This window comes from [Clostridium] aminophilum, assembly GCF_900101295.1.
In the GTDB taxonomy this organism is placed as follows: domain Bacteria; phylum Bacillota; class Clostridia; order Lachnospirales; family Lachnospiraceae; genus Clostridium_R; species Clostridium_R aminophilum_A.
This window is the reverse complement of record NZ_FOIL01000017.1, coordinates 41,224-58,391: the sequence shown is the minus strand read 5'-3', so window position 1 is coordinate 58,391 and position 17,168 is coordinate 41,224. Positions and strand designations below refer to the sequence as shown.

Genomic DNA, 17,168 nt, shown 5'->3' with positions numbered 1-17,168 from the left:
TTTCCTTGTACGGTGGTTACTCCTTTCAGAGCGTTTCACGCAGACCTCCCTAGGTACCACACATTTCTTCCTCTCCATCCATCTGCCTCATTTATCATGCATGATTCCGTGTAGTTATTGGGCTTCGACTTGTATAGCAGCCTTACCCTCATGCATAACCTCATATGAGATTTCTGTTCGTCAGACCAGAGATTTGCCCGTGGGTTAGTATGTTCCCCACATCCAGCTTCCTTCAGATTCCGTCTCGCGACGGACGCCCTTGCTTTCGGCTATATCCTTCCCACTACCGGGCGGATTCGGGACTTTAACCCGTTAGAAACGTGCGCCGCTAGGCGCACTATCAAAAGCTCCCCCGCCTTGAATTCTCAAAACGAGGGAGCCTTTTATTATGTCATATCGCGATATTGATCAAATAATTAATCTGCAACCGTTGCAGAGCATGTATCTGTATCACTCCACGTAAAAGTGATATCAACCTTTCCATCAGTCGGCGCTTTATCAAGAAGCTTTGCATGATTATCATCACCAATTGTAAACGGAAGATCGATACTCTTAGAAGATCCGTAGAACGCTCCGTTATCCGACTCACCTTTAACAACAACATCGTGTACCGTTACAGACTTCTTATCATCACTTAACTCTGCAACACCATCTTTGCTTTCCTCAGTAAGCTTAACTACCGCTGCCTCCGCATAAGCCGCTCTTGCGTTGGATGCCGTTACCGCATCTCTGGATTTCTCAAGCTGTGAAGTAAAGATCGGAATTGCGATCGCTACCAGTACACCGATGATTGCAACTACAATCAGCAGCTCGGCAAGTGTGAAGCCCTTGCGTTCTCTCATTTTCTTTAACATAATCATTTCCTCCTCTTCTCCTCCCGAAGCTTTGCTCCGATTAATAATGAACCCTTTCATGACCGATACTGTACTCTCGGAAAGGCTCCGGATCCCGTCGAATTGGCTCGACAATTATCTCTATCATAAAGTTTGCCAGCTTGCAACAATTATGATTCGCATTTGCTCACGGGAAACCATTGCCTGTGTTCTTTGATATTTATATCGGCGCATTCATAATACTTATTATTGTTTTTCGAAAAAGATTTTTGATTTTTTCGTCTTTTCTCTGATCTTCCTGCTCACATCTGACATCTTATATCTTACTTATCGTGCTCACTTACATCATATCATACATTGTGAACATTGGCATATAAATTGCGATGACGATAAATCCGGCAAACAGTGAGAGAAAGACCAGAATCGTCGGCTCCAGTCTTGCCAGCGCTTTCTTGGTGGCGGTATCGGCCTCGTTCGCATAGAACTCGCCGATGACATCCAGTGTTCCCTCCAGCTCACCGGTCTCCTCGCCGATCGCGCACATCTCCACCAGTGTCGGCGGTAGATCCTCAACCTGCCGGAGACACTCGCCGAGGGGCCGCCCCTCCTCGATGCGTCCGACCACTCTCCCGATCTCTTCCTGATAGAGATAGTTGGTCATCGTCTTCGCCGTGATCGCCAGAGAACGGTTCACGGTCAGACCGGATCTTAAGAGCATCGCCATCGTATTCGCGAATTCCGCCGCGCCGCTCATCTGTGAAATTTTTCCCAGAACCGGCATTTTCAGCTGAACTTTTCCCCGGATCATGCGGCCGCGAAGACTCTTCGTGGTGTACGTTCTCCATCCGATCACCGCCGCCAATATCAGGATCAGAATCAGAATCCAATACCGGTTGCAGAATTCTGACGCCCCCATCAGTACCTGCGTGATAAGCGGAAGATCTCCGCCCAGCTCATGGAACGTGGCGGTGAGGACCGGAATGACGAACGCCATGATGATGGTAACGACGATGATCGCAATGATCAGGACGAACGTCGGATATGCCAGCGCGGATTTGACTTTTGCCACCGTCTTGTAGGCTTTCTCGTAATACTCCGCCATCTGTCCGAAGGTCTGATCGACGTTTCCGGATTCCTCTCCGGCGCGGATCGTCTCGATCAGTGTCGGCGGAAGTCCCGGACCGTGCCGCTCCAGACTGTTGGCGAGCGTCGCGCCGCTGGAGACATCTTCCGCAGACTTTATGAGGATCCGCCGAAGCTTTTTGTCCGTCGTCTGGTTTCCGATCATCTCAAGGCACATGGCCAACGGCATACCGGACTTCAGGGTGATGGAGATCTGCTGGCATACCACCGAAAGATTCTTCAGATTGATCTTGTCGCCACCCAGGTCCATGGTCAGGATATTTCCCGTTTCCCGCACGGTCTTAATCTCCAGGAGAACCGGGCAGGTCTTTTTGATCTTATACGCGGCATCGTATTCATCGATCGCTTCGACGACACCGGATGCCTGAAGACCGTCCGGCGTCAATGCTTTATATCGGTATTGTTTCATCCCTGTCTCCCTATCCAAACACTACGCGATCAATCCCAGTTTCCGCATCACATATTCCCTGTCATTGGCAGCATTCACCGCCGTCTGCGGTTCGATCTTTCCGGAAGCTGCGAGATTGATCAGGCTGTTGTCCATGGTGATGCTTCCGACATTTGCGGAGGAAAGCATACTGGAGTACATCTGCGGCGTCTTCCCCTCGCGGATCAGATTCCGGATCGCATTCGTCGCCACCATACACTCGCAGGCGAGAACCCTGCCTTTTCCTCCCTTCCGCACAAGCAGCTGCTGGGAAATGATCGCCTGGATCGTCATGGAGAGATCCATGCGGATTCGTGGCTGCTTCTCTGCCGGGAACACACCGATGATGCGGTCGACGGATTCCGGTGCGGAGTTCGTGTGAAGCGTCGCAAGCACCAGATGTCCGGTCTGCGCCGCAGTGAGTGCGGTCTCGATGGTCTCGGCGTCGCGCATCTCACCGATCAGGATGACATCCGGATCCTCCCGGAGGATCGCCCGGAGTCCGTTGGCGTAGGACTCTGTGTCATTTCCGATCTCCCGCTGGTTGATCACGCACTGATCCGGCTGATAGATATACTCGATCGGATCCTCCAGTGTGATGATGTGTTCCTGTCTCGTGTGGTTGATCCGGTCCAGGATCGCCGCCATCGTGGTGGACTTGCCGGATCCGGTCTCGCCGGTCACCAGAATGATGCCCTTCTGAATGGTCGGGAAGGTATTGACCACCGGAGGAAGTCCCAGAATTCCGAGTTCGGGGATAATATACGCAAGAATTCGGAGTGCAGCGGACACATGCCCCTGCTGCCGGAAGAGATTGACGCGGACTCTCTCCCCCCCAATCTGAAGAGCGAAGTCCTGTTCTCCTCTCACCGCCATTTTCTGGTATTCCGGTCCCGCCAGTTTCGCGGCAATCGCCTCACAGTCATTGTCTGTCAGCGCTTCCGGAATAATGTTCACTAATTTTCCATCCAGACGCCCCTTTGGCGGAATACCATACACCAGATGAATGTCCGTCATTCCGGCACGAGCGGCAGTCTGAACCAGTTTCTCGACATCAATCATACCATTATGTCCTCATTTTCTTTTGCCAAAAGACGATATGCTGTCTATATTTTTGGAATACTGTCTTCTGCTGATCTGATCCGTTTTCAGTGTTTTTCCATCCGTTTTTTTGATCCGGACAGCGCTGAGTGTATTTCATCAGATCGCCTTTTCACTGATTCGGAACTCAATCCTGAATCATGATGACCCTGCATACTTCCTCAACGGTGGTAATGCCTTCCGCGACGAGCTGGTCGGCATTCTCCAGCATCGGAACATATCCGCTGGTCCGCTGCGCAATCTCGCGGAAGGTCTGCTTGTCGTCGCCTCTGGTGATGCAGCGGCGGAGCTCGTCGTTCATGAGAAGAATCTCGAAAGCTCCGATTCTTCCCTTATATCCGGTGTGGAAGCATTTATCACAGCCGCGGCCGTGATAGTAGATCCTTGCCGGGTCTTCCTCCAGTCCCGCCATCCGGATGTCCTTCGGCTCCGGATGATACTGTTCCCGGCAGTCCGGGCAGACACGGCTGAGAAGTCTCTGGGAGATGATACCGCGAAGTCCGGCGCTGATCAGGTACGGCTCCACGCCCATATCCTTTAATCGGTCGATGGCGCTGACCGCATCCTCGGTATGAATGGTCGTGATAACCAGATGTCCCGTGATGGCCGCACGCATCGCGATCTGTGCGGTCTCACCGTCACGGATCTCACCGACGCAGATAATGTCCGGATCCTGTCGGAGAATCGCGCGGAGTCCGCTGGCAAAGGTAAGGCCGACCTTCTCATTGATCTGAACCTGCGTTGCTCCCGGAATGTTGTACTCCACCGGGTCCTCCAGTGTGACGAGGTTGGTGTTCTCATTCAAAAGCTCTTTGATCAGGGTGAACATGGTGGAGGTCTTTCCGGAACCGGTGGGTCCCACCATCATGATAACGCCGCTGGTGTGCGCGATCAGACGGTCCACCTTCTCATTGTCCCTCTCGCGGATCATACCGATTCCGCTTCGGGTCAGCATCCGGTCATCCTTGCCCAGAATTCGGATAACGATCTTTTCTCCGTAGATCGTCGGCAGCGTGTTCACACGCATGTCGATGTCTTTTCCGCCGATCTTCATCTGAATACGGCCGTCCTGCGGGATCCTTCGCTCGACGATATCCATCTTTGCCATAACCTTCAGTCGGGATACGACCGAATCTTTCAGGTCCGGCGGAATGCTCAGAATTTTGTGAAGTCTTCCGTCGATACGCATTCGGATGATCATATCGCTTCTGGTCGGCTCGATATGGATATCGGAGCAGTTTTCCACGATGGCGCGCTCCATGATGGAGTTTACCAGACGGATGGTCGGGCCTTCCTGCTCGATCGGTGTGCTGTCTTCCGCGGCGGACACTTCGTCGCCGGTGAATCCGGCCTCCGCGCGCATCGCCGCCATCGCCTCGGCGGCATTGACATTTTCGTACAGAACGTTGATCGCATGAATAACCGCCTGACGGTTCGCGATCATCGGAACGATGTTCTTTCTTGAGGTGTCTTTCGCCTGCTCGACCGCCATGAAGTTCAGCGGGTCAGACATGGCAAGAAACAGTGTGTCTTTGACAATACGGACCGGAACGATCTCCGCCGCCTTCGCCAATGCCTTCGGAATGTACTGGGACATTCCCGGATCAATCTCGGTCTTGGTCAGGTCGATGAAGTCGATACCGAGCTGCTGTTTGAGGGCGTCGATCAGCTGATATTCGGTGATGAATCCCTCTTTGATCAGTACGGTTCCGAGTCGTTCCCGGTCTCTCTTCTGAATCTGCAGCGCCTGCGCAAGCTGTGCTTCGGTCAGCACGCCGGCAGTGATCAGCATATCTCCCAATCGAATAATCTTCATAGATTCCCTCTGTCCTTTACGATGCCGTTAATCCAGATTCATATGCTCGACTTCCTCGCGGCGTGTCACCAGCTCATTGACGATATTTTCCGTCTTTGCCTTGGTACTGCCTTTCTCAACCGCCAGTCCGTCGGTTGTCCACGCGTTGTACATGGTCTCGTAGAAGGTCACGGTGAAGGTGCACTTTACCGCGCCCGCCGCCAGATCCTGCTCCTTTTCGCCGTCGATGGTGATATCCCGGATGAGACACCGGTATTTGCAGTGATAGAGCCGTTCCAGCATTCTTCTGGCATCCGCGTAGCTGTTTGCGGTAAATGTTGCCGTTATCGTCCGGCGAACCGCATCATCCACTGCCACCGCCTGTTCAAAACCGAAATTGAAGGAGGATGCATCGGCAAAAATGTCATTCAGCTCGATAATCTCATTCTTGAGGTTGTTATAACTCTCCACGGTACTCTCAGTGTCTTCTTTGCCCTTCTGGATCGCCTCTTTCATCTGCTGCATATGCTTATTCTTTGCAGAATACAGCTGATATTCTTCCTGAAGATTCTCCAGATTATAGTCCGTCCGGGCGTTGTCGAGCGAGCGGTACACCGTCTCATAGTAGAGAAGTCCGGCCAGGATCAGGGCCAGAAGAAAGAGGAGTGCTTTTTCTTTTCGGGTAAATACTCTGTTCAGAATCATCCTGCCGCCCCCTCTCCTTCAGCGGCGCTCTGCGCCTGTTCCGGTACTGCCGGTGTATCCGCATTCTCCGGTGCGGCTGCCGCACCGTTTTCAGACATCTGCGTCTCCGGCGTTCCGTCAGCGGACACCGCGCCTTCTCCCGTCACAGTGACCGGAGCCGCGTCCGTCTCTGCAGTGTCTTCCTTCTGCCGGATATCGACTCCCCGTTCCGCCGCTTCCTGTTCTCTTTCGGCCCGAAGGTCCTCAACTGTCTTCGGCGTGCGGAAATGGATGATCATCTGCGTGGTGACGTCGCCGGCACCGCTCTGCATCATCGGATCCGTTTTTTTCTCCTGCGTTGCGGCATTGGATACACTCACATACTCCACGATATCCTGCCGTTCCAGGTTCTGAACCACTTCGGAGACATTGGCCAGCTTCAGGGTGTTGATTGTGAGAACCGCATCGTTCCCGGAAATCTTGATCTCAATCAGCGCCTCTTTCGGCCGAAGCTCGTTCTCGATCACGTCGAGAATCGCCATGCGGTCCTGCTCGGCCGTCTCCTCCTCGTTCAGATAACCGTTGCCGTACCGGCTGTACTCCGCGCGGACGCGCTCATAATCCGTCGTTGCCTCCCGCATGCGGCTGATTTCGCCGACGCGCTGGTTATAAGCGCTTTCCAGACGGTTGATCTCATTGATATCCTCGTAAATGACGAATTTCGTAAACAGTGCAAGCGCCGTCATAAATGCGGCAAAACACAGAATGGAGATCACATTCTGTCGCTTCCGGTTTTCGACAATATAGAGATTGATGGATGTTTTTTCCGGATACCGTCCGCCCTTTCCCAATTCACGTAAGGGCTTTCGCAGCTTCGTATTCTCTTTTTTCTTTGCCACGTCTCTCACTCCCTTACTCGATAACTGCACCGTATGCCTGCGGGCCCATGATCAGTTCCGGAATCGCCTCGGAACCGTCGATCATCTCAGTGATCGGCCGGACCGGAAGTCCGGTCATCTCGCGAATCCGTTCGTAGAGGTCGTCCATGTTCAGGCCTTTCCCGAAATAGTGCAGGCACTCGATGGTGTTGTTCGGATTGTTGTAGTTATAGAAGTTCATGGTACGCATGACTTCCGTCGCAACGGCGTCCAGACGGTCCTGCACGGATTTTGTCTGCATGATGCCGTCCTGATTCTGTTCCAGAATCAGCCGTGCGATGTGCGGGTCCAGCCCCTGCTCCGACACGATCATATCCAGCAGTTCTTTTGCGCCCCCGACCAGCGTTCGGGTGATCTCGTAGGTGCCGCCTGAGTAAAAATGGATTCTCGTGCCGCCGTGTCCAAGGTCCAGAACGGCAAAGTCCTTCGGCGCATCCTTCTTCTCCGGCAGCGGTTCGGCAGCCGGCTCCGGCTTATCCTCCTCCGGCTCAGAACCGGTGCCGGCCATGACACCTTTCCCAGCGTCTGTCCCGTCCGGACTCAGCGCCGATATCGTCTTCTCCGCCTCGGCGGGATCCGTGTAATACGTGAAAGGATTAAATCCCTGATATTCACGGGTTTCCGTGCTTCCGTCCGCAGTCCCGGATGCCGCCGCGGCCACCGGACCTGCGAATACGGACGAATCGATGCCCCGTCCGAAATCCGACTTTTCTTTTTCCGCAGCCTGTACCGGTTCCGCCGGCGCGTCGTCCAAAACCCGGATCGGAAGCGGTTTCTGATTCAGCACGTTCTGCACCGCCAGAACATCCGGCACAAGTTTTACCAGTTTCAGTCCCGCCCGGTGCATCATGTCCCGGTACTGCGCGATCTTCTGTTTGGAGATGGCGCAGATGGTCAGCTCCATCGTCCTTTCTCCCATCGCGCGGACCGCATAGTCATAGACATATTCCGACGCCTCTCCGGTGACATAGTCATGAAACTCATACGGAAGATTCACCATGAGCTGAGATACGGTCATCTTCGGAAGCCGCACTCTCCGGATATAATAACTTTTCTCCGGAAGCGCCACTGCGCACTTTCTGCAGCGAATACCGTTTTCCCGCAGCGCCTCACGGATAAAGTCGCCGGCCGCCGTGAACGCGCGGATCTGACTGTTGACCACCATGTTATCCGGAACCGGCACGCTGATGCATCGTTCGATCGCAGTGCCGTTCACGACAACAATCTTCATGTTGTAATTACCGATGTCAAAACCCAACATCTTCTTTGCCATACGCAACCCCTTTTATAAAGCCGAACCCGCCGCCGGTTCTAGTGCCTGGCGTCTTCTGTCCGCTGTTCTTACCGCATTCTTTCCCCCCAGTCATCCATCCCGGTCCGCTGACAGGTATTGATGAAGACTTTCCGCTCACCGGCTCACATCCAACAGTCCGGGAAAGTCTTTCCGTTTACCGGACCGCATCCTATACCCCGAGAAGGCTCAGATACCACCGGATCACCGGATCACCGAAGAGGAATGTGATCATAAATGCCGCCGAGATCGACGGCCCGAACGGAATCCTCTCCTGCCGCATCAAAAACGCGAAGATCAGTCCGATAAAACAGGACACCATCACACACAGGAGTCCTCCCGCCGCGCCGAGATACAATCCCGCAGCAAAAAACAGTTTGATGTCACCGCCGCCGAGACTCTCCTTCCCGGTCACCCGGTCAAAGATCAGCGAAATGATCAGCATCGCTCCGCCGACCGCTATTCCCGAAACAGTTCCGAGGAGATACCCTTTTCCGATCAGTGCGCCGAAGTTCTCCGTCACGTTCTCCATGGCACTCATGGCTGTCATCGCCTGCTCCCGGAGGATCATGGGAAGCGTAACCGCCCAGAGCGCCAGAATTGCCAGAATAAACCGGTCCGGAATCAGGTAGGATTCCAGATCGACCAGTGACAGTACAAAGAGAAAACAAAAGAGCAGCACCGCCCGCGCCGTCTCCATCGTCAGTCCGAACCGCAACACACAGAGGACGAATCCCGCACCGCTCAGAATCTCCGCGATCACATACCGCGGGGAGATCTTCCCGTTGCAGTACCGGCATTTTCCATGGAGGAGAAACCAGCTGAACACCGGGATGAGGTCCAGGACACCCAGCGGATGTCCGCACGCCGGACAGTGACTCCGGCCGTGAAGAATACTCTCATGGTGAACGATCCGCCACGCCCAGCAGTTGAAAAAGCTCCCGAAGGCGCTCCCGGCGAAAAATGCCACGATCAGAATATAAGCCGCTAGAAACGGCATCCCCGCAATCTCCTGGAAACTCAATTTTCCCCTTCTTTCCTTGCTGAACCGGTCTTTTCAAAACAGCGTTTTTGTGTCATAGGGAAATCCGGAGAAATCCCTTATGATACAAGATAGACAGCCTCACAGGAATTGTCCTATTTGTCAGCTGTCTATCCTTAATTTCTTATATTAAATTATATCATCTTCATGTTGTACTTACAACATTTCCATCAATCCGGAATTTATTTTCATCTTTGCGGAATCGGCTTCTTTTCGGGCTTTTTTTGCAAATAATGTTTTTTATTATTTGAACTCTCTGCCCTGCCGCGAATCCGATTTCATTTAGCCGGAAGATTATGGATTCCGACGGCTGTATGCTCACAGGCTGATACTGCCGTAAAGCAGAATTCATCCGACCGGAAGATTATTTCTCGTGGTGCGCAACCGCCGCTTTTACCAGGCCCCGGAATAACGGATGAGCCTTGTTCGGTCTGGATTTCAGTTCCGGATGTGCCTGAGTCCCGATAAAGAACGGATGCTCCGGGATCTCCACCATCTCGACGATGCGGTTGTCCGGAGAAAGGCCGGACAGGCGCATGCCTGCTTTGCGGAGCGGCTCGCGGTAATCGTTGTTGAACTCATAGCGGTGTCTGTGTCTCTCGGAGATCTCTCTTGTTCCGTAGAGTTCTTCCGCCAGAGATCCCTCTTCCAGAACGCAGGGATACGCGCCGAGGCGAAGGGTTCCGCCGATATTTTCCACATCTTTCTGCTCCGGCAGAAGATCGATCACCGGATGCATGGTCTCCGGCGCAAGTTCGGAAGAGTTCGCGTCGTCATATCCGAGCACGTGTCTTGAAAACTCGATGACCGCCATCTGCATGCCGAGGCAGATGCCGAGATACGGGATGCGGTTTTCACGCGCGTATTTCACACAGGCGATCATGCCCTCGGTTCCGCGGTTTCCAAAGCCTCCCGGAACGAGAATGCCGTCGACGCCCTCCAGGAGTTTTTCCGTGCCTTCCCGCTCCACAACCTCGGTGTCGATCCATCGGATCTTCACGTCGGCGCGGTTTGCAAAGCCGCCGTGCTTCAGGGCCTCAACCACGCTGAGGTAGGCATCGTGAAGCTCGGTGTATTTTCCGCAGATTGCGATCTCCGCGCTGTGTTCCGGATGATTGAGGGCATCCACCATCGCCTTCCAGTCGCACAGATCCGGCTTCGGGCAGTCAAGTTTCAGGCTCTCACAGACCACATCCGCCAGATGCTCATCCTCCATCATCAGCGGCACTTCGTACAGGGAACCGCAGTCCAGGTTCTCGATGACATGGCTCACCGGAACATTGCAGAAGAGTGCGATCTTGTCTTTGATGTGCTGTCCCAGCGGGTAATCGGTACGGCATACCAGAATGTCCGGACGGATTCCCATGCGCATCAGCTCCCGGACACTCATCTGCGTCGGCTTGGTCTTGAGTTCCTGAGACGCTTTCAGATACGGCACCAGCGTAACGTGAATCATGATGGCATTCTCGTGGCCGACATCAAACTGGAACTGACGGATCGCCTCGAAGAACGGGGTGGACTCGATATCTCCGGCGGTTCCGCCGATCTCAATGATGGCGATGCGGTCCTCATCCGGGTTCTCCGGGCGGTAGAAACGGGATTTGATCTCATTGGTGATGTGCGGGATGACCTGAACGGTGCCGCCGCCGTAATCTCCATGGCGCTCTTTGTTCAGAACGGACCAGTAGATCTTTCCGCTGGTCACGTTGGAGTTGCGGTTCAGGCTCTCATCAATAAAACGCTCATAATGACCGAGGTCCAGATCCGTCTCCGTACCGTCGTCGGTGACAAAGACCTCTCCGTGCTGCGTCGGGTTCATGGTTCCCGGATCCACGTTGATGTACGGATCAAACTTCTGCATGGTTACTTTATAGCCGCGCGCTTTCAGCAGTCTTCCGAGAGACGCTGCGGTGATTCCTTTTCCGAGTCCCGATACGACACCGCCCGATACAAATACATACTTTACCATTTTTCTTTCTCCTCTCTTTCTCTTCCCTGTCTTCCTGATGTTTCATTCCCTTTCGGCAGATCACCTGACGGAGATCCCGCCCCGGTCCGCCAAAACGTTTTTTGCCGTTTTCTTCGATCCCCTCTGTCACGCAAAACACAACGCCGGAACCGCTCTGGTCCCGACGCATGAAACACATACACTATTACGGACGGACTCCGTCTGTGCGGAAATCCGCCGTATCTCTGCCGGTCCGGCATATTTTTGCCCCGGCATGTTCCATTCCGATCAATAAATGGTGGATTTAACGGAAATACTCGCAGAACTTCTTCATGGCTTCCTCGGTTGCCTCTCTCGTGGAAAATGCGGTCAGCCGGAAGAAATTCTTTCCGGCCGGGCCGAAGCCCGCGCCCGGAGTTCCGACGATACCGAGTTCATTCAGCAGCACGCGGAAGAACTCCCAGGATTCCATGCCGTTCGGGCACTTGAACCATACATAGGGCGAGTTTTTTCCGCCGGTATAGAAGATTCCGAGTTTGTCCATGGTGTCGGTCATGATTTTCGCGTTCCCGCGGTAGTAATCAATATTCTCCTTTACTTCCTTCTCACCTTCCGGAGTAAACACCGCAGCCGCGCCGCGCTGAACGATGTATGCGGTTCCGTTAAACTTGGTGCACTGGCGGCGAAGCCACATCTTGTTGAGGCTTCTCCCGTCGCGGACAAGATCCAGCGGAACAACGGTGTATCCGCAGCGGGTTCCGGTGAAACCGGCAGTCTTCGAGAAAGAGCAGATCTCAATTGCACAGGTCTTCGCGCCCTCGATCTCGAAAATGCTGTGCGGCATATCGCCGGTCACGAAGCACTCATACGCCGCGTCGAACAGGATTACGCTTCCGTGCGCATTTGCGTAATCCACCCATACCTTCAGCTGTGAATGATCGTAGACCGCACCGGTCGGGTTGTTCGGGGAGCACAGATAAATGATGTCCGGAACCTCGTCCGTCTTTATGTCTTCCGGCATCGGAAGGAAGCCGTTTGCCTCATTTGCTTCCGCAAAGATCACGCGGCGGCCGTCCATCGTGTTGGTGTCCACGTACACCGGATAAACCGGATCCGGGACAAGCACGAGGTTATCCTCCGCAAAGATATTCAGAATATTGCCGCAGTCGCTCTTGGCACCGTCTGAGATGAAGATCTCGTCCGGATCAAGGGTAACGCCGTAATCTGCATAGTACTTCCGGATGGAATCCTTGAGGAAATCATATCCCTGCTCCGGGCCGTATCCGTGAAATGTCTCCGTTTTTCCCTGCTCTGCTGCCGCATCCTGCATCGCTTTCACCACGGTTTTCGCGAGCGGTCTCGTCACATCGCCGATGCCCATGCGGATGACCTTGCGGTCCGGATTCGCCTTCTGGAATTCCGCGACCAGACGCGCCACCTCCGCAAACAGATAACTCTCGCTGACATTTCCAAAATTACTGTTGATCTTTGCTGCCATGATATCTGACCTTTCTGTAAACGGTTTACCTTGTTTCCTTTTTCTGTTTCCTTTTCTGTTGTCTTTTTCGGATTCCGCTTCCGATCGTTTACGGGAAATGATCCAGTCTGCGGATCAGATCCTGCGCCGCCTCGCGCTTGGTGATGCACGAATCCATCGCCAGTTTTTCGATGTACCGGTGCGCCTCTTCTTCCGTCATATGCTTTTTCTCGACGAGAACGCATTTCGCGCGGCTGACAATCCGGAGATCATCGAGTTTCCGGCGCAGGAGCGCGTTTTCATTTTCCAGTTTCCGCACTTTCTGCTGGGAGGAGAGAAGAACGCCGATCGTCTGAGCGATGGCCTGCCGCGTCGTCGGGCGGGCCAGAACGAAAATGCCGGCGGAAGCGGCACGGTACTGTACCTGATCATAGACATCCGCCTTCACCAGAAGGAGAATGCCGATGTTCCGCGACTGCGCAAGCTCGATCGCCTCCCGGATACCGGGGGAATCGGTGAGCGGCGAGTAGATCATCAGCAGATCCACCGGCTCACGCTGAATTTTCTGCAGCGCCAGCGTCATGGATGTCACGGTATACACATGGCCGATCTCTGCCGGCAATGCGGACCGCATCGTCGTCTGAATCGCCGGCGTGGGTGCCGCGATCAGGACCGTTCCCTGGCCCTTCCCTGCCATGTGTACCTCCCTTCCGACCGTCATTGGTCTGGTTGTTTCCTTTCTTCGCCTTACGGGCTCATTTCCGCGCCCGCCGGTGCTTTACGGCCGTATTGCCTCCGCCGTATCACCGGCTTCTTTCGCAGTAGAGCCGCAGAATATTCTCCGGAAGAACATTCTTTACAAATATACTGTCTGCCGCGTAGCGGATCGCCTCTTCGAGCTTGCTCGGAAGCTTTTTCATCGTCTCCGTCAGCCGCGGATCCGCCGTGTAAAGGTTCTGATCCACCGGATCCGGCGGCGTCAGATGATGCTTTACGCCGTCGATGCCGGCATAGATCAGCATCGCGTACGCCAGATACGGATTGGCGGTCGGATCGGGTGAGCGAAGTTCAAACCGTCTTCCCTCCGTTCCCTTTACCGCCGGAATACGGATCAGCTGCGAGCGGTTCTGCTCGGACCAGCTCACAAAGCCCGGGGCTTTCATATTGCCGAGTCTCCGGTAGGAGCCTTGCGTCGGATTCAGGAACAGGGTGATCTCACGGATGTGCTCCATGATGCCCGCCATGAATTCCATATTCAGCTTCCGCACTTCCTCGTCGTCCGGCTCGGACTCATCGTCTTTCATCACGGAAATGTTCAGATGCATGCCGTTTCCCGGCTCGTCATCGATGGGCTTCGGCGAGAAATCTGCCCACATGCCGTTGGACTCGGCAATGCTCTTAACCACCCATTTGAACGTCAGGTTATTGTCGGCCGCGGTCAGCGCATCGCTGTAGCGGAAGTCGATCTCATTCTGGCCCGGTCCCTGCTCGTGATGGGAGGCCTCCGGCCGGATGCCCATATCGATCAGGGAAAAACAGATGTCCCGACGGATGTTTGCGCCGCGGTCAAGGGGCTCGCTGTCCATGTAAGACGCATGATCCTGCGGAATTCTGGTGGGTTCTCCGTTTTCGTCGAGACGGAAGAGATAGAATTCCACCTCCGCGCCGAAATTGACCCGGATTCCGGCCTGATGTGCCGCAACGATGGCCTGCTTCAGAATCTGTCGGGTGTCGTCGCCGTAGATCTTGCCGCTCGGGTAACGGACATCGCAGAACATTCTCGCGACCTTTCCCTCGATCGGCCGCCACGGAACAATGGTCAGCGTGTCCGGATCCGGATCCAGGAACAGATCGCTGCGGATCCCGTCATCAAACCCCGCGATCGCCGAAGCGTCGAAGGAAATTCCGCCGCGGAACGCCCTCTCCAGTTCATCCGGCATGATTGCGATATTCTTCTGTACGCCGAACGCATCGATGTACATCAGTTTGATGAATTGGATATTCTCTTCTTCAATAAAATTCTTTACATCCTGCGTCGATTTCATGTGTTCTCCTTTCGTCGAAGGATTGTATATCAAAGTCTGCCTGCGGACTTTGCGCGCCGCCGCTGGTCACCGCAAGGTGACATGTTTCCATTCAGCGGCGTGCGCTTTATTGCGAAGCTCAGAATACAGGGTAACGCATCTCCACTAAACTCGGCTTCGCCTCGTTAAGGGTCGATGCGTGGCTCGCACTAAGCTCGAAAATACCTCGCTAAGTGCTCTGCACAAAAATGAGGCGTCCACTCCCACACCCGGAAGAAGCTCCCGAGCGCGAAGTGAACGCCTTTGCTCAACTGCTGTATTCAATTCGAATCTGTAATTTCAAGCACCTTCGAAACGACATAATTTTTTTCATGTACCATTTATAGCAAGTCTGGTTTCGCAAGTCAACATTTTTCCAAGAATTCCCTATGGGAAATCCGCTTATGAAAACAGGCGTTATTTATGCATATTTTCCAATTTGCCGGTCAAACTGCCCGCAAACATATATACTTCGGAAGATATGTCACCGCGCACTTCTTTCCCCAAAAGATAATTTTCAAAATTCTCTTGACATCCAAAAAAGATGTGGCTACAATGTGCAACATAAAAATTACATCCGCGATACGATGGGACTTGCGGGGTGGCTTTTTCCATCCGGATATCATAAGACTTCAATGACAGAGGGCAATGGCGCCGATCAGAACTGATCGTGTCACTGCCCTCTTTTTTTGGTGGAGCACTTCGCGACGCATATTTCACTTGGCAGCTATGCTGCTTAGTGAAATAGCGTGCTGAGGCTGGTGTTTTCGAGCTTAGTGGATTTGCTTTCCGTCTGATATCCGTCATCGCGAACGTGGAACCAATAAGGAGGAAATCATATGTGTTCAATCATGGGTTACTGCGACAAACGCGCTTCCTATGAAGTCATGAAGAAGGCGCTTGCAAAAACGAAATCCCGCGGTCCGGACGATACCCGGATCGCGCAGACCGGCAATGGCTGGATCGGCTTCAACCGCCTGGCGATCATGGATCTGTCCGACGCCGGCATGCAGCCCTTCGAGCGAAATGGGAGCTTTGCCGTCTGCAATGGTGAGATCTATGATTTCCGTCCTTTAAAAAAGGATCTGGAACGTGACGGTTATACATTTTCCAGCGGAAGCGACTGTGAAATTCTTCTTCCGATGTGGGAGAAATACGGCACCGAAATGTTCCGCAAGCTGGACGCCGAATACGCGATGCTTCTCTACGATGCCAAAACCGGCGACTGGATTGCCGCCAGAGACCCGATCGGCATCCGGCCGCTCTACTACGGATACGATCAGGGTGGAGTCATTCTCTTCGCTTCCGAACCGAAGAACCTCATCGGAATCTGTGACAGGATCTTCCCGTTCCCGCCGGGCCACTACTATAAAGGCGGCAAGTTCACCTGCTACCTCGATCTGTGTGCGGTGACTTCCTACAACCCGGCTGATGTGGAAGAAGTGTGCGGGCAGATCCACGATCTGCTGATCTCCGGCGTTCGGAAACGCCTCGACGCCGACGCGCCGCTCGGTTTCCTTCTGAGCGGCGGTCTGGACTCCTCTCTGGTCTGCGGAATCTCCGCCAAACTCATGCCGGGCAAGAAACTCCGCACCTGGTCCATCGGCATGGACAAAGACGCCATTGACCTGAAATACGCCCGTGAAGTTGCCGACTATATCCAGTCCGAGCACCACGAGGTCATCATCAGCAAAGACGATGTCATCCATGCTCTGGAGCCGGTCATCGCCGCCCTCGGCACCTACGACATCACCACGATCCGCGCTTCCATCGGCATGTATCTGGTATGCAAAGCGATCCACGAAGACAGCGATGTCCGCGTTCTTCTGACCGGAGAAATCTCCGATGAGCTCTTCGGCTACAAATACACTGATTTTGCACCGGATCCGGAAAGCTTCCAGCAGGAAGCGGAAAAACGCATCCGTGAGATTCATCAGTACGATGTTCTCCGCGCAGACCGCTGCATCGCGGTCAACAGCATTGAGGCCCGCGTTCCCTTCGGCGACCTGGATTTCGTGGATTACGTCATGAAGATCGATCCGGCAAAGAAGATGAACACCTACGGCATCGGCAAATACCTTCTGCGCCACGCATTTGAGAAGGACGGGCTGATCCCGCACGACATTCTGATGAGAGAAAAGGCTGCATTTTCCGACGCCGTCGGTCACTCGCTCCGGGATGATCTGATGGAGTATGCCGAGTCCTTCTACACCGACGAGGAGTTCAGGACCCGCTGCGGGAAATACGAGTTCGCGACGCCATTTACCAAAGAATCCCTGTTATACCGGGAGATCTTCGAGAAATACTATCCGGGTCAGGCAACCCTCGTAAAAGATTTCTGGATGCCGAACCGCAGCTGGAAGGGCTGTGATGTCACCGATCCGTCCGCGAGAGTTCTCTCCAACTACGGCAAGTCCGGCGAATAA

Annotated in this window: 13 protein-coding genes; 1 reads left to right on the top strand and 12 read right to left on the bottom strand. The window is 53.8% G+C overall.

The annotated features are described in order from the left end of the window. Positions 1 to 416 precede the first annotated feature (416 nt). From BMW41_RS06305 to BMW41_RS06250, 12 genes are all read right to left on the bottom strand, one after another. The gene (locus tag BMW41_RS06305) at positions 417 to 854 is read right to left on the bottom strand and encodes a type IV pilin protein (protein WP_083378811.1); all 438 of its coding nucleotides are present in this window, start codon (positions 852 to 854) and stop codon (positions 417 to 419) included. Positions 855 to 1,173: 319 nt separating this feature from the next. Then, a complete protein-coding gene (locus tag BMW41_RS06300; protein ID WP_074649351.1) occupies positions 1,174 to 2,385 on the bottom strand; it encodes a type II secretion system F family protein in 1,212 nt (403 codons plus the stop codon). A 21-nt stretch (positions 2,386 to 2,406) separates the two neighbouring features. Continuing rightward, positions 2,407 to 3,465, bottom strand: coding sequence for a type IV pilus twitching motility protein PilT (locus tag BMW41_RS06295; protein WP_207646870.1), 1,059 nt, complete (start codon positions 3,463 to 3,465; stop codon positions 2,407 to 2,409). 166 nt (positions 3,466 to 3,631) lie between these two features. Further along, a complete protein-coding gene (locus BMW41_RS06290; RefSeq protein WP_074649350.1) occupies positions 3,632 to 5,320 on the bottom strand; it encodes a GspE/PulE family protein in 1,689 nt (562 codons plus the stop codon). 27 nt (positions 5,321 to 5,347) lie between these two features. Continuing rightward, positions 5,348 to 6,004: a hypothetical protein gene (locus BMW41_RS06285; protein WP_074649349.1), complete on the bottom strand. Its 657-nt coding sequence runs from the start codon at positions 6,002 to 6,004 to the stop codon at positions 5,348 to 5,350. Further along, the gene (locus BMW41_RS06280; RefSeq protein WP_074649348.1) at positions 6,001 to 6,882 is read right to left on the bottom strand and encodes a hypothetical protein; all 882 of its coding nucleotides are present in this window, start codon (positions 6,880 to 6,882) and stop codon (positions 6,001 to 6,003) included. Before BMW41_RS06280 ends, BMW41_RS06285 begins: the two co-directional genes overlap by 4 nt. Before the next feature lie 13 nt (positions 6,883 to 6,895). Beyond that, the gene (gene pilM, locus BMW41_RS06275; RefSeq protein WP_074649347.1) at positions 6,896 to 8,194 is read right to left on the bottom strand and encodes a pilus assembly protein PilM; all 1,299 of its coding nucleotides are present in this window, start codon (positions 8,192 to 8,194) and stop codon (positions 6,896 to 6,898) included. Between the two features lie 190 nt (positions 8,195 to 8,384). After that, positions 8,385 to 9,212 (bottom strand): prepilin peptidase, encoded by an 828-nt coding sequence (locus BMW41_RS06270; RefSeq protein WP_074649357.1) that lies wholly within the window; start codon positions 9,210 to 9,212, stop codon positions 8,385 to 8,387. A 406-nt stretch (positions 9,213 to 9,618) separates the two neighbouring features. Then, the gene (locus BMW41_RS06265; protein ID WP_074649346.1) at positions 9,619 to 11,223 is read right to left on the bottom strand and encodes a CTP synthase; all 1,605 of its coding nucleotides are present in this window, start codon (positions 11,221 to 11,223) and stop codon (positions 9,619 to 9,621) included. Positions 11,224 to 11,506: 283 nt separating this feature from the next. After that, complete coding sequence (locus BMW41_RS06260) at positions 11,507 to 12,700, bottom strand: LL-diaminopimelate aminotransferase (protein WP_074649345.1); 1,194 nt, start codon at positions 12,698 to 12,700, stop codon at positions 11,507 to 11,509. A gap of 88 nt (positions 12,701 to 12,788) precedes the next feature. Continuing rightward, complete coding sequence (locus tag BMW41_RS06255) at positions 12,789 to 13,376, bottom strand: ANTAR domain-containing response regulator (RefSeq protein ID WP_161767255.1); 588 nt, start codon at positions 13,374 to 13,376, stop codon at positions 12,789 to 12,791. A 106-nt stretch (positions 13,377 to 13,482) separates the two neighbouring features. Beyond that, positions 13,483 to 14,724, bottom strand: a complete 1,242-nt coding sequence (locus BMW41_RS06250; protein ID WP_074649344.1) for a glutamine synthetase family protein — start codon at positions 14,722 to 14,724, stop codon at positions 13,483 to 13,485. Between the two features lie 857 nt (positions 14,725 to 15,581). On the opposite strand from BMW41_RS06250, the gene asnB reads away from it, so the two are divergent. After that, on the top strand, positions 15,582 to 17,168 hold the full coding sequence (gene asnB / locus BMW41_RS06240; RefSeq protein WP_074649342.1) for an asparagine synthase B: 1,587 nt from the start codon (positions 15,582 to 15,584) through the stop codon (positions 17,166 to 17,168).